Raw genomic sequence first — 13,330 nt, 5'->3', positions numbered from 1 at the left:
CACGCAAGATCAAAGAAATATCAGGTATTTCCTGTCTTGCAGTGCAAGTGTCGGCTTTGCCGAGCACTCACACCTATCGGTTATTCTGTTTGTTAAAGAGCGGGGCTGACTGCGTCGTTTCCGTCGCTGCGTCAGCTGAGGAGGCGAACTATACGCCCCGACCCCCTCCCCGTCAATGCCTTTTTGCAGAAAAATCACGGAAAATCGGCACTACAATCTCAACCACCTGTTTTTCAAGGAAGTTACTTGGGAAAGAGTTTGCGCTTTTCACTCATGGCATCAGCCATACTGACGAAACGAGCCTGCAGAAACGGCACCGACGACCCGATAAAGCGGCGAATCAGTCCATAATTCCTAGTCAGAATCTGCACCGAGACGGAATAACACCTTGAAGCCCACCTGGATTTTCGATCTGGACGACACCTTGCACCATGCCTCGGCAGCGGTGTTTCCACATATCAATCGTTGCATGACCGAATTCATCATGCGCCACCTGGGCATGAGTGAAGACAGCGCGGCGGAGCTGCGGCAACGTTACTGGCGACAATACGGTGCGACGCTGAAAGGCCTGGAGCAACATCATGGCATCGCGCCGCAGACCTTTCTGCGCGACACCCACCCCATGAGCGAACTGGAAACGTTGCTGGTCTGGCAGGCACAGACGGCAGCACTGCTACGCCGCTTGCCCGGCCGCAAGATCTTGCTGTCCAACGGACCACAGCATTATGTAGAGGGGGTGCTGAGGAGGATGCGGATCAGGCGGCACTTCGCCAGCGTCTATGGCGTGGAGCGGCTGGATCTGCAGCCCAAGCCACATCCTCGGTCGTTCCGTACCGTGCTGCAGCGCGAAGGCCTGGACCCGGCCCGATGCATCATGGTGGAAGATTCGCTGGCCAATCTGAAGGCGGCCAAGCGCCTGGGGATGCGCACGGTGTGGATCAGCCCTAGCGCACGTCGGCCATCCTATGTCGATGTGCATGTACGCCAGTTGGGGGAGTTACTTCGACTTGGCCTGCAGTGACGGCATGTGCCGCACGTTCCAGAGGGCACCGATCAGGCAGAGTGCCGCCGCCAGCGGCCAGAGCCGCGACAGGAACTCCACCAGCGCGTTCATATTGGCAAGGTGGCCGTAGCCCCAGCGAAACAGCGTGAGCATGTCGAGTTCGTTGGCGGACAGAGGCCAAAGAGCGGAGATCACTTGCGTCGCCAGCAGCGCCAGCAGCGCCACGACCAGCTGTACCCCACGGCCGAAGCGGGTGAGCAGCCACACCAGCAGGAACCCGGCCCCCAGGCCTGCCAGCACGTTGCTGTTGATCCATTCAAAGAACGCGAACGGCTTGAGCAGCATCCCGGCAGCCAGCATCTTGAGGAAGACGGCCAGCGCGACGACGGTGGTGACGCTGCGGGCGATATAGCGCCGCTTGCTGAGGAAGCTGGTGACGAACAGCAGTGTGGCGGTCAGGTGCAGCATGGCACCGCCGGCTTCGAGCAGGAACAGGAACAGTGCCGGGTTGTCGAGCGGCGAGATGAAGGGCTGCGGCAGGCCCAGCGGCATGACCACGACGCCGAACAGCGGGATGGAGGGATTGAGCTGGGTGAGGAACCAGAGCGCCATCAAGGCCAGCGCGTAGTCGGCGGGTTCATTGGCGACGAAATAGCGCTGGCGCCAGCGCCAGACATGGTGCCAGGCGTGGCGAAACAGCGGGCTGACCGCCAGTGTGGCGCCAATGAAGGCACCCGCGACGTTGTAGAGCATGTCCAGATTGGAGGCGACGCGCTCCGGCAGGAACTGCTGGATGAACTCCATCGTGAAGCTGGTCAGCACCGACAACAGCAGCGCCGTGACCCAGCCCAGCCAGCGGGGTCGGAACGATAGCGCCAGTCCAAACCCGTAGGGAATGTAGACCACCAGGTTGGCGAGGTTGTCGAACAGGCGGAAGTAGTACGGCAACGGATAAAACAGGAACTCGAGCAGGGGGCGGCCGCTGTAGCTCCAGCCGGTGAACGGGTACAAGCTGGCGAACACGATCACGACGAACAGCAGCAGGGCCAGATAGCGGGCGATATGAGCCCGCTGCGGCACGCCATGGCGTATGGGTGTCAACATGAGACGCCCCGTTCGCTCAACCGAGTCTGTTCATGCATAACGTCATTATCGCTCGTCATTTGCCTGCGGCCAGCCGGACTTCGGCCAACCTTGCCCTCCATCTGCTCTTTACTCCCAACCCTCACCAGCGCCCCGTCTCGAAGAAGCGCCGATAGCGCGTCAGCCACGGCGCGATGTCGAAACCGCCCGCGGCGAGCCATGCGTTGTCGTAATAGCTGTTGAGGTAGCGGTTGCCGTCGTCGCAGATCAGCGTCACCACCGAACCGCTGCGCCCTTCTGCCACCATCTGTGTCACCAGCTCGCACACGCCGAAGAAATTGGTCCCGGTGGAGCCGCCGCAGCGGCGGCCGAGGACTTCCTGCAGGAAATGGATGGCGGCGTAGCTGGCGACGTTGGGCACGCGGATCATGCGGTCGATCACCGTCGGGATGAACGATGGCTCGACGCGCGGGCGGCCGATGCCCTCGACGCCGGAACCGCCCTCGCAGCGGCAGTCACGGTTGCCGCTCTGATAACTGTCGTAGAACACCGAATTTTCCGGATCGACCACGCACAGCTGGGTAGCCAGCTTCTGATAGCGCACGTAACGGCCGAAGGTGGCCGAGGTGCCGCCGGTACCGGCGCCGCAGACGATCCATGTCGGGACAGGATGGGGTTCCAGCGCCATCTGCTGGAAGATGGTTTCGGCGATATTGTTGTTGCTGCGCCAGTCGGTGGCGCGCTCGGCGTAGGTGAACTGGTCCATGTAATGGCCGTCAAGCTCATGGGCCAGGCGGCGCGATTCGTCGTAAATGGTGGCCGGATCGTCCACCAGATGACAGCCTCCGCCGTAGAATTCGATCGCCTTGACCTTCTCGGCCGAGGTGCCCTTGGGCATGACGGCGATGAACGGCAGGCCGAGCAGACGGGCAAAGTAGGCTTCGGAGACCGCCGTGCTGCCGCTCGAGGCCTCGATGATCGGCGTGCCCTGGCGAATCCAGCCGTTGCACAGCCCGTACAGGAACAGCGAGCGGGCCAGGCGATGCTTCAGGCTGCCGCTGGGATGCGTGGACTCGTCCTTGAAATACAGCTGGATCTGCGGCAGGGCCGGAATGGCCAGCGGAATCAGATGGGTATCGCTGGAACGATGGAAGTCCGCCTCGATCTGGCGGACAGCTTGGGCAACCCAATTGGACATGGAGGAATTCCGCAACGGCATAAAATGGTTATTTTACCGTTGCCACAACAAAAAAGGCGCACCACGCGGTGCGCCTTGCCGTCTTGCCGTCTGGCGATCAGAACTTGGTGCCGACGCCGAGGCCGAACACCCACGGGTTGATCTTCAGGGTGCCTAGCGAGCCCAGGTTTTCACTCGTTACATCAGTTTTGATGTAAATCTTCTTCACATCCAGGTTGACGAACCAGTCCTTGTTGACGGCAATGTCGGTGCCGACCTGCAGGGCACCGCCCCAGCTGTTTTTATCGACAGACACCTTGCCCGTGACCGAGCTGCCAAGGTCGTTATTATAGAAACGCGTGTAGTTGATACCGGCGCCGACGTAGGGGCGGATCTGGCCTTCCGGATTGAAATGGTACTGCAGCGTCAGGGTCGGCGGCAGGTGGTTGATCTTGCCCAGCGAACCCAAATCGGAGGTCACTTCATGACGCGCGGTGGCCAGGATCAGTTCGGCACCGATATTGTTGGTGATCATGTAGGTGAAGTCGAGTTCCGGCACGGTCTGGTTGTCCACATCGACATGGACGGCCGACAGAGTATCGGAAGTCTTCACATCCGGAGCGATATTGATGACGCGGAAACGCGCCAGGATGTCTCCTTGGGCGGCAAAGGCACTGGCCGATACCAGACCGGCGATCACGGCAATAGCAAGCTTTTTCATGGTTTTCTCCAAAGATGGTTGGTGGATTGCTGATCGCCCGATCTGCTGCCGTTGACTTTGCCGCCTACCGGCAGTAGCGTGCGACGTCTTCGGAGGGAAGATTAACCACACTTTCATTATGGTTTTTTGAGCTAGATCATGGTCACGTCATGAAATATGTCGATTTGCGCGATTTTATTGCCCAACTGGAACGCGAGGGGGAACTCAAGCGCGTCCGCGTGCCGGTCTCGACCCATCTGGAGATGACCGAGATCGGCGACCGGGTGCTGAAGGCCGGCGGCCCGGCGCTGCTGTTCGAACAGCCGGTACGCGATGGCCACGGCTTCGACTACCCGGTACTGGCCAACCTGTTCGGCACCCCGCGCCGGGTGGCGATGGGCATGGGGGCGGAGGACATCGGCGAATTGCGCGAGATCGGCAAGACGCTGGCTTACCTCAAGGAGCCGGAACCGCCCAAGGGCTTCAAGGATGCCTGGGACAAGCTGCCGCTGTTGAAGCAGGTGCTCAACATGGCGCCGAAGGAAGTGAAGAAGGCGCCGTGCCAGCAGATCGTCTGGGAAGGCGCCGAGGTCGACCTGGGACGCCTGCCGATCCAGCATTGCTGGCCGGGCGACGTGGCGCCCTTGATCACCTGGGGGCTGACGGTAACGCGCGGCCCCAACAAGAAACGCCAGAACCTCGGCATCTACCGCCAGCAGGTGATCGGCAGGAACCGCGTGATCATGCGCTGGCTGGCACACCGCGGCGGCGCGCTGGACTACCGCGAATTCCGCGCCGCCAATCCGGACCAGCCCTACCCGGTGGCGGTGGTGCTGGGTTGCGACCCGGCCACCATCCTGGGCGCGGTGACGCCGGTGCCGGACACGCTGTCCGAATACCAGTTTGCCGGCCTGTTGCGCGGCAGCCGCACCGAGCTGGTGAAATGCCTCGGCTCCGACCTGCAGGTTCCGGCCAGTGCCGAGATCGTGCTGGAAGGCCATATCTACCCGGACGATACCGCGCTGGAAGGGCCGTACGGCGACCATACCGGTTATTACAACGAGCAGGATCGCTTTCCGGTATTCACCATCGAACGCATTACCATGCGCGAGAACCCGATCTACCACAGCACCTACACCGGCAAGCCGCCGGACGAGCCGGCGGTGCTGGGCGTGGCGCTGAACGAGGTGTTCGTGCCGATCCTGCAGAAGCAGTTTCCCGAGATCGTCGATTTCTACCTGCCGCCGGAAGGGTGCTCGTACCGCATGGCGGTGGTGTCGATCAAGAAGCAGTACCCCGGCCACGCCAAGCGCGTGATGATGGGCTGCTGGAGCTTCCTGCGCCAGTTCATGTACACCAAGTTCATCGTGGTGGTGGACGACGACGTCAACACCCGCGACTGGCGCGAGGTGATCTGGGCCATCACCACGCGCATGGACCCGGTGCGCGACACGGTGCTGATCGAGAACACGCCGATCGACTACCTCGACTTCGCCAGCCCGATCTCCGGCCTGGGCGGCAAGATGGGGCTCGATGCCACCAACAAGATGCCAGGCGAGACGCATCGCGAGTGGGGCACGCCGATCGTGATGGACGCGGCGGTGAAACAGCGCGTCGATAAGCTGTGGGACGAGCTGGGGCTGTAAGCGGGTGGTGCCTCGGCCGCAAGTGCGGGCGCGGCGGGGAAGCGGAGGGACGGTCTGCGCCTCCGTCCCCGGCGCTCCCGGCAGGAGAGCCGACCGGAACAGCCGCTAAGCCCTGCACCCTATATCTGTTACCATGCCGGGTTTTCCCCATACCAGGAGTCTAGACATGAGCGATGTACGCAACCCGAATTCCGCCCAGCGCCTGAAGCGCCTCAACAACCGCCAGTGCAAGAAGATGCGCGTGGGCAACTACCAAGAACTGGGCTTCCACCTGGTCGCCACCCTGGCCGACGATCTCAGCAGCGAAGGTCAGGATGCCCTGCTCGACGCCTGGCTGACGCGCGTGGACGAGGCCGGCGTGAGCTTCGGCGGCCACTTCGACGGCCGCTGCAACCTGGAAGGCGTGGTGTTCCCGGTGGGCGCGGTGAAGATCGGCGAGGAACTGCGCGGCGAGCTGGCCGGCTGGCTCAAGGCCCGCAGCGAAGTGAAGGCGCTGGAAGCGAGCGAGCTGATCGACCTGTGGCACGCCGCCTGAGCCTGCCCCGCTCCAAGCACAAAAGCCCGCATCAGCGGGCTTTTGCTTTTTCGACGTCCGCGGCTCACGGCGCCGGGTTGGGGTAGCGCTCGTGGATCGCCTCGATGCCGGCCAGCACCTCGTCGTCGAGCCGTAGCGACGCGCTGGCGATGTTCTCTTCCAGCTGCGCCAGCGTGGTGGCACCGATCAGGTTGCTGGCGACGAAGGGGCGCGAATTGACGAAGGCCAGCGCCATCTGCGTCGGCAACAAGCCGTGCCGGCGCGCCAGCGTCACGTAGTCGGCTGTCGCTGCCTGCGCCTGCGGCCGGGTGTAGCGCGTGAAGCGGTCGAACAGCGTGAGCCGGGCGTTGGCCGGGCGGGCCTGGTCGAGGTATTTGCCGGAGAGGACGCCGAAGGCGAGCGGCGAGTACGGCAGCAAGCTGATGCCGTCGCGATGCGAGAATTCGGCCAGGCCGATCTCGTAGCTGCGGTTGAGCAGGTTGTAGGGGTTCTGGATGCTGACCATGTGTGGCAGGCCGAGGCGCTCGGCGGCCTGCTGGAAGCGCGCCACGCCCCACGGCGTTTCGTTGGAGAGGCCGACATGGCGGATCTTGCCGGCCCGCACCAGATCGGCCAGCACCGCCAGCGTCTCTTCCGGGGCGACCGCGCCGTCCGGCCCGTCGAGCCAGGGGTAGCCCAGGCGGCCGAAGGTGTTGGTATGCCGGTCCGGCCAGTGCAGCTGGTAGAGATCGATGTAGTCGGTCTGCAGGCGCTTGAGGCTGCCGTCGAGCGCGGCGATAAGGTTGGCGCGGTCGAAGTGGTTGGCGTCGCCGCGGATGTGGCGCGGGTTGTGCGGCTGCAGCGCCGGGCCGGCGATCTTGGTGGCGAGCAGCACGCGGTCGCGGCGCCCGCCCTTGGCGAGCCAGCTGCCGATGTAGCGCTCGGTCAGACCCTGCGTCTCGGGCTTGGGCGGCACCGGGTACATTTCGGCGGCGTCGATCAGGTTGATGCCGTGCTCCAGCGCCAAGTCGAGCTGGGCGTGGGCGTCGGCTTCGCTGTTCTGCTCGCCCCAGGTCATGGTGCCGAGACCAATGAGGCTGACCTGGAGGCCGCTGCGGCCGAGTGGGCGGTATTCCATCGCGAGGATCCTTCGCTGTCAGGTGGGGGATGGCCCGATTATGCGACGCGCGGCGGGCGACGCAAACCGCGGCCGGTCGGCGTCCTGGCCATGCGCGCTGACCGGCCGGCCGGGCTGATGCCAAAACGCCACGCCGGCACCCGGTTCCGGGCAGGCATCGCCGCCGGCTTGATCTATGACAAATAGCATTCCGGATACGGCACTCTAGAATGATCGGCTTACCACCCGGAGTGCCCAACGATGAAGCTCACCCTCTCCTTGTGGCAACGCCTGCTGGGACTGCTCCCCGGCGAACTGACCGTGCACGAAACGGAATGGCTGATCAGCCCGCAGCAGCACATGCCGTTGATGGCGCAGCGCCGCGCCGTGATCATCATCAACCGGGCGCGCCTGTTCGCCATGCTGTTCGCCCTGCTTACCCCGCTGTGGATCGCGGTCGACGTGGTGGCGCTGCCGATGGAGCTGGCGGCCAAGTTGGCCGGCATGCGCCTGATGGCCACCGTCGCCTTCGCCTGGCTGGTCTTCGGCCACCACAGCGACGGTACCCTGCGCCACGCCTATCGCGCCATGGCGACGCTGTTCGCCATTCCGACGCTGTTCTACATCGCCTCGCACCTGCTGTTGACGCGTTACCACCTGCAGGGGCTGTCGGCGGCGATCGGCACCGGCTACGCCTTCCTGCCGTTCGTGCTGCTGGCGGGCTTCGCCATCTTTCCGCTGACGCTGCTGGAGAGCGCCACCTTCGCCTCGCCGATCCTGATCGCGGACGGGCTGGCCTGGCTGCTGCAATGGCAGGTGATTGACTGGCCGTCGTTCAGCGGCGCGTTCTGGCTGCTGACGCTGATCAGCGCCGTGGCGACGCTGGCGTCGATGAGCCAGCTCGCCTTCATGATCGCGCTGGTCAACCAGGCGGTGCGCGACACCCTCACCGGCTGCTTCTCGCGCCGCAGCGCCGAGGAAATGCTCGACCTGCAGTTCACTTTGGCGCAGCGCGCGCGCCGTCCGCTGTCGGTGGCCTTCATCGACCTCGATCACTTCAAGAGCATCAACGACAAACACGGCCACGAAGCCGGCGACCGCGCCTTGCAGAGCCTGACGCAGGCCATCGGCGACACGCTGCGCCACGGCGACATCCTGACGCGCTGGGGCGGCGAGGAGTTCCTGCTGCTGATGCCGGAAACCGACCGCCAGCAGGCACAACAGGCGCTGGCGCGACTGCGCCGGCACGGTCTCGGGCAGCGGCCGGATGGCTCGCCGCTGACCGCCAGCATAGGGCTGGCCGAGAGCCAAACGGACCAGGCGGCAAGCTGGCAGCAGCTGGTGGAGATCGCCGACGCCCGCATGTACCGCGCCAAGCAGCAGGGCCGCGACCGCGTCGTCGCGGCGGATGACGGGGGGCGGCCCGCCGCGGCACCGGTCGACGTGTCGGAGCTGCGGACGCAGCCGGTGTAAGCCGCGGCGGAGTCCCCACGGCAAAAAGGTTGGCCGAAGCCCGTCAACAGCGGCTTCGGCCAACCTTTTTCATTCGTAAACGCCTTTTAGCGTTGCTGACAAAACCCCAGTGCAACGGTTCCGACAAGGGGCGCTGCCGCGTACCGTACCCCCAGGACGGCACATGCCTGCGGGGCGAGTCGAAAGATTCGCACGCGAGCGGAGCGCCGCCGGCAGGGTTTGCCGAGCGCCACTCAGCCCGGCAACAACGCCGCCAGTGCCGGCCCCTTCACCAGCAGCCAGCCCAGGCCGGCGAGGTTGAGCCCCACCGTGAGCCAGTAGACGCGACGGAACGATGCCTTGCTGGACTTGTGGCGGAAGGTACGCTGGGCGACCAGCGCGCCGGGCCAGCCGCCGAGCAGGGCCAGCAGGTGCAACTGGCGTTCCGGGGTGCGCCACTGGCCGCGTTGCGCCGACGTCTTGTCGTGCCAGTACAGCACGAAGCTGGCCAGGCTCAGGCCGGCGTAGCCCAGCACCAGCCAGGGCGGCAGCCGGCCGGCCAGAAGCGCCAGCCACAGCCCGAGGAAGAACACGCCCGCCACCGTGCAGACCAGTCCGAGTCCGCCGGCCCCCTGCCCTTGCTGGCATGGCGCCACGCCGACCAGCTTCGCCTCCACGGCGCGTGGCCGGCGGCGCTCGTCGTAGTCCTGGCGGTAGCTGACCAGATCATGGGCGGCGGGACGGCGCGGCACCGTGCCGAAAGCGCCGATGTGCACGAACACCTCGGCGCCGCCGCCGTTGGGGGCGATGAAGCCGAAGCCGCGCGCGTCGTCCCAGCGCGTGAGCCTGCCTTGAAAACGCATCCCTGCCCCCTGTCTGTCGAACCGAATCTGCCGTCCGCCGTCAGCGCGCCGGCCCCACGCCGCTGGCAGCCTGTTCCGCCAGCCAGTCGCGCGTGCGCTCGGCGGCCTGGAACTCGTGCACCGCCTGCTGCAGCAAGAGGAAGGCGGCGTCGGCGTCGTGGCGCAGGCAGGCGTCGCGCAGGCGCTGCAGCAGGCCGGTCAGCACGTCCTCGTCGAGGTGGTACTCCTGCGCGCGCAGGATACGCGGGTGGTCGGTCGGCAGCACGTTGTCGCCGATCAGCAGCTCCTCGTACAGCTTCTCGCCGGGGCGCAGCCCGCTGAAGCGGATTTCGATGTCGCCGTCCGGGCGGCTCTCGTCCTTCACCGTGAGCCCGGAGAGGTGGACCATGCGCCGCGCCAGTTCGGCGATCTTGACCGGCTCGCCCATGTCGAGCACGAACACGTCGCCGCCCTCGCCCATGGCGCCGGCCTGGATCACCAGCTGCGCCGCCTCGGGGATGGTCATGAAGTAGCGCGTGATCTCGGGGTGGGTGACGGTGACCGGGCCGCCGGCGGCGATCTGCTTCTTGAACAGCGGCACCACCGAGCCCGAGCTGCCCAGCACGTTGCCGAAGCGCACCATGACGAAGCGCGTGCGGCTGCCGCGCGCGTGGCGCGTCTGCAGGCACAGCTCGGCCAGGCGCTTGGTGGCGCCCATGACGTTGGTCGGGCGCACCGCCTTGTCGGTCGAGATCAGCACGAAGGTATCGACCCCGCCGTCCTCGGCCGCCTGGGCGCAGACGTCGGTGCCGAAGGCGTTGTTGCGGATGCCGGCGAGCGGGTTGTGCTCGACCAGCGGCACGTGCTTGTAGGCGGCGGCGTGGAACACCGTCTGCACGCCGAAGCCGTCGATGACGCGGAACAGCCGCTCGTAGTCGGTGACCGAGCCCAGCAGCGGCAGGCATTCCAGCTGCGGTGCCAGGGCCTTGAGCTCCTGGTCGATGGCGTACAGCGCGAACTCCGACAGCTCGAACAGGATCAGGCGCGCCGGGCGCTGGCGCACGATCTGGCGGCACAGCTCGGAGCCGATCGAGCCGCCGGCGCCGGTGACCATCACCACGCGCCCCTCGATGTTGCGCGCCAGCAGTTCCGGGCGCGGCGGCACCGGGTCGCGCCCGAGCAGGTCCTCGATGTCGACCCGCTTCAGTTCCTCCACCCGCACCTCGCCCGACACCAGCTCGGCCATGCCGGGCAGGCGCTTGATCGGCACGTGCAGCGACTCCAGCTTCTCCAGAATCTCGCGCTGGCGCGCGCGGCTCACCGACGGCAAGGCCAGCAGGATGGCCTTGGCCTCGGTGTCGGTCAAGAGCGCCGGCAGCTCGGCCGGGGCGTGCACCGCCAGGCCGCGGAAGGTGTGGCGCCACAGCGCCGGGTTGTCGTCGACGAAGGCCATCGGCCGGTACTCGCGCCCGGCCTGCAGGGCCAGCATCAGCTGGATGCCGGCGCGCCCGGCGCCGTAAATGATGACGTGCTCGCGCGGGCTGTCCACGGCGTCGATGCGCCGCACCAGGCCGCGCAGCAGGAAGCGGCTGCCGCCGATGTAGGCCATGGCGAACACCCAGAAGATGACGATGGACGAGCGCGGGAACGGCCCGATGCGCGCCATCACGATCACCGCCGCCAGCACCAGCACCGCCAGGCTGACGCCGTAGCACACGGTGTAGACGATCTTGTCGTCGAGGTACTTCAGCACGGCGCGGTAGAGCCCGAGCTTGATGAAGATCGGGAGCACCCACAACGGCGGCACCACGAAGATCCACAGGTAGGGGGTGAGCTTGGGGTCCCACACCCCGCCCAGGCGCAGCACCACCGCGCTGTAGAGCGCCAGCGGCAGCAACAGCGCGTCCATCAGCATCAGGAGCGCCATCTTGTGGTGGCGCGAGAAGGAAAGCAGCTTGTCGATCATGGTCAGCGCAGGACGATCTTCTTCAGGGTGGCGAGGATGATGCACACGTCGCCGGCCAGGGTGTGGCTCTGCGCGTAGCGCACGTAGTAGTCGAGCTTCTGCGGCAGCACCTCGTCGAGGTAGGCGCGTTCCGGGTCGGCGGCGGCGCCGAGGATGTCGTTCTCGTCGATCATGCGGATCGACGCCCAGTCGGTGATGCCGGGGCGCACCGACAGCACCAGCGCCTTGATCTCGTGCGGATAGTGCGCGACGTAGCGCGGCACTTCGGGGCGCGGGCCGACCAGGCTCATGTCGCCCAACAACACGTCAATCAGCTGCGGCAGCTCGTCGAACTTGGACTTGCGCAGGAAGCGCCCGGCGCCGGTGACGCGGGCATCGCTCCCCACCGTGAGCTGGCCGTGGCGCTCGGCGTCGACGCGCATGGTGCGGAACTTGTGGATGCGGAAAGGTTGGCCGAAGCGCCCCACCCGCTCCTGGCGGAAGAACACCGGCCCCTTCGAATCGAGCTTGATCCACAGCGCGATCGCCAGCAGCAGCGGCGCCAGCAGCAGTAATCCGGCGCCGGCGGCGATCAGGTCGAACAGCCGCTTGGCGCCCATCGAGCCGGGGCGGCCGGCGGCCGGCAAGACGGACCCGCTCATGCGCCGAGAATCTCCCTGACCGCCGCGATCACGCGCGTCTGGTCGTCGTCCGTCATCCGGGTATAGAGCGGCAGCGTCACTTCGGCCTCGAAGGCGGCGTCGGCCACCGGGAAGTCGGCGTTCTTGAGCTGGTAGCCGTCGCGCCATACCGGGTGGCGGTGCAGCGGGATGAAGTGCACCGAGCAGCCGATGCCCTTCTCCGCCATGCGCACGATGAAATCGTCACGGCTGACGCCGGCCTCGGGCTTGAGCCGCACCGGGTAGAGGTGCCAGGCGTGCTGGTCGGAGGCCAGCGCCGGGCGCGCCGGCAGGATCAGCGGCAGGCCGGCCAGCTCACGGTCGTAGCGCGCCGCCATCGCCTCGCGCTGCTGATGGAAGCGGCCGATCTTCTTCAACTGGTGCAGGCCCATCGCCGCGGCGATGTCCGGCATGTTGTACTTGAAGCCCGGTGCGACCACCTCGTAGAACCAGGCCGGGGTCTTCGACACGTAGCGGTCGAAGGCATCGCGGCTGATGCCGTGCAGGCGCATCACCTTGCAGCGCGCGATCAGGTCCTTGTCCTTCGACACCACCATACCGCCCTCGCCGGTGGTCATGGTCTTGTTGGCGTAGAAGCTGAACACCGTGGCGTCGGAGCCCAGCGTGCCGATCAGCTGGCCCTGGTACGTCGTCGGCAGCGCGTGCGCGGCGTCCTCGATCACCTTGAGCTTGTGCTCGCGCGCGATGGCGAGGATGGCGTCCATGTCGCAGGCCAGCCCGGCGAAGTGCACCGGCATGATGGCGCGGGTCTTGTCGGTGAGCGCGGCGCGGATGGCGTCCGGGCTGATGTTGAAGGTGACCGGATCGACGTCGACCACCACCGGGTGCGCGCCCAGGTAGCGCACCACTTCGGCGGTGGCGGTGAAGGTGTAGCTCGGCACGATCACCTCGTCGCCGGGGCCGATGCCGACCGCCTCCAGCGCCAGATGCAGGCCGGCGGTGGCGGAATTGACCGCGATCGCCTCGACGCCGCCGCCGAGGAAGTGCGCGAAGTCGGCCTCGAACTGCTTGGTCTTGGGCCCGGTGGTGACCCAGCCGGAACGCAGCGCGTCGACCACTTCGTTGATTTCTTCTTCGCCGATGTCGGGCAGGGCGAAGGGTAGGAATTTCTGTTCGCTCATAATCTCTAGCCTTGTTGCTCTGCGGCGGC

Annotated in this window: 12 protein-coding genes; 4 read left to right on the top strand and 8 right to left on the bottom strand. The window is 65.8% G+C overall.

Going from position 1 to position 13,330, the window contains the following annotated elements; all coding sequences use genetic code 11:
- Window positions 1-388 precede the first annotated feature (388 nt).
- Window positions 389-1,021 (top strand): pyrimidine 5'-nucleotidase, encoded by a 633-nt coding sequence (locus NH8B_RS02125; RefSeq protein ID WP_014085806.1) that lies wholly within the window; start codon window positions 389-391, stop codon window positions 1,019-1,021.
- Here the strand turns inward: NH8B_RS02125 and NH8B_RS02120 are convergent.
- From NH8B_RS02120 to NH8B_RS02110, 3 genes are all read right to left on the bottom strand, one after another.
- Complete coding sequence (locus tag NH8B_RS02120; RefSeq protein ID WP_014085805.1) at window positions 998-2,107, bottom strand: VanZ family protein; 1,110 nt, start codon at window positions 2,105-2,107, stop codon at window positions 998-1,000. The genes NH8B_RS02125 and NH8B_RS02120 overlap by 24 nt on opposite strands.
- Window positions 2,108-2,228: 121 nt before the next feature.
- Window positions 2,229-3,284: a PLP-dependent cysteine synthase family protein gene (locus NH8B_RS02115; RefSeq protein ID WP_014085804.1), complete on the bottom strand. Its 1,056-nt coding sequence runs from the start codon at window positions 3,282-3,284 to the stop codon at window positions 2,229-2,231.
- Window positions 3,285-3,381: 97 nt separating this feature from the next.
- Entirely contained in the window at window positions 3,382-3,984 is a 603-nt protein-coding gene (locus NH8B_RS02110) for an OmpW/AlkL family protein (RefSeq protein ID WP_008955724.1), read from the bottom strand.
- 149 nt (window positions 3,985-4,133) lie between these two features.
- Here NH8B_RS02110 and ubiD point away from each other — a divergent pair, with 149 nt between their 5' ends.
- Together ubiD and NH8B_RS02100 are read left to right on the top strand one after the other, a co-directional pair.
- The gene (gene ubiD / locus NH8B_RS02105; RefSeq protein ID WP_014085803.1) at window positions 4,134-5,609 is read left to right on the top strand and encodes a 4-hydroxy-3-polyprenylbenzoate decarboxylase; all 1,476 of its coding nucleotides are present in this window, start codon (window positions 4,134-4,136) and stop codon (window positions 5,607-5,609) included.
- A 166-nt stretch (window positions 5,610-5,775) separates the two neighbouring features.
- Window positions 5,776-6,144 carry a YggL family protein gene (locus tag NH8B_RS02100; RefSeq protein WP_008955722.1) on the top strand — a complete coding sequence of 123 codons (369 nt, stop codon included), beginning with the start codon at window positions 5,776-5,778 and terminating at the stop codon, window positions 6,142-6,144.
- Window positions 6,145-6,208: 64 nt separating this feature from the next.
- Here the strand turns inward: NH8B_RS02100 and NH8B_RS02095 are convergent, their stop codons facing one another.
- Entirely contained in the window at window positions 6,209-7,261 is a 1,053-nt protein-coding gene (locus NH8B_RS02095; RefSeq protein ID WP_014085802.1) for an NADP(H)-dependent aldo-keto reductase, read from the bottom strand.
- Window positions 7,262-7,501: 240 nt separating this feature from the next.
- Between NH8B_RS02095 and NH8B_RS02090 the strand changes: the two genes are divergently transcribed.
- The gene (locus NH8B_RS02090) at window positions 7,502-8,713 is read left to right on the top strand and encodes a GGDEF domain-containing protein (RefSeq protein WP_014085800.1); all 1,212 of its coding nucleotides are present in this window, start codon (window positions 7,502-7,504) and stop codon (window positions 8,711-8,713) included.
- A 233-nt stretch (window positions 8,714-8,946) separates the two neighbouring features.
- On the opposite strand, the gene NH8B_RS02085 is transcribed toward NH8B_RS02090, so the two are convergent.
- The 4 genes from NH8B_RS02085 to NH8B_RS02070 are packed head-to-tail and all read right to left on the bottom strand — an operon-like array spanning window position 8,947 to window position 13,301.
- Window positions 8,947-9,555 (bottom strand): DUF1294 domain-containing protein, encoded by a 609-nt coding sequence (locus NH8B_RS02085; protein ID WP_014085799.1) that lies wholly within the window; start codon window positions 9,553-9,555, stop codon window positions 8,947-8,949.
- A 40-nt stretch (window positions 9,556-9,595) separates the two neighbouring features.
- Window positions 9,596-11,500, bottom strand: coding sequence for a polysaccharide biosynthesis protein (locus NH8B_RS02080; RefSeq protein ID WP_014085798.1), 1,905 nt, complete (start codon window positions 11,498-11,500; stop codon window positions 9,596-9,598).
- Between the two features lie 2 nt (window positions 11,501-11,502).
- A complete protein-coding gene (locus NH8B_RS02075; RefSeq protein WP_008955717.1) occupies window positions 11,503-12,141 on the bottom strand; it encodes a sugar transferase in 639 nt (212 codons plus the stop codon).
- Complete coding sequence (locus tag NH8B_RS02070; protein ID WP_014085797.1) at window positions 12,138-13,301, bottom strand: DegT/DnrJ/EryC1/StrS family aminotransferase; 1,164 nt, start codon at window positions 13,299-13,301, stop codon at window positions 12,138-12,140. Before NH8B_RS02070 ends, NH8B_RS02075 begins: the two co-directional genes overlap by 4 nt.
- Window positions 13,302-13,330: the final 29 nt, after the last annotated feature.

Origin of the sequence: Pseudogulbenkiania sp. NH8B (assembly GCF_000283535.1) — a bacterium.
Lineage (GTDB): Bacteria > Pseudomonadota > Gammaproteobacteria > Burkholderiales > Chromobacteriaceae > Pseudogulbenkiania > Pseudogulbenkiania ferrooxidans.
Note: the sequence above shows the minus strand (reverse complement) of the source record. Positions and strands in the feature narration are given on the sequence as shown.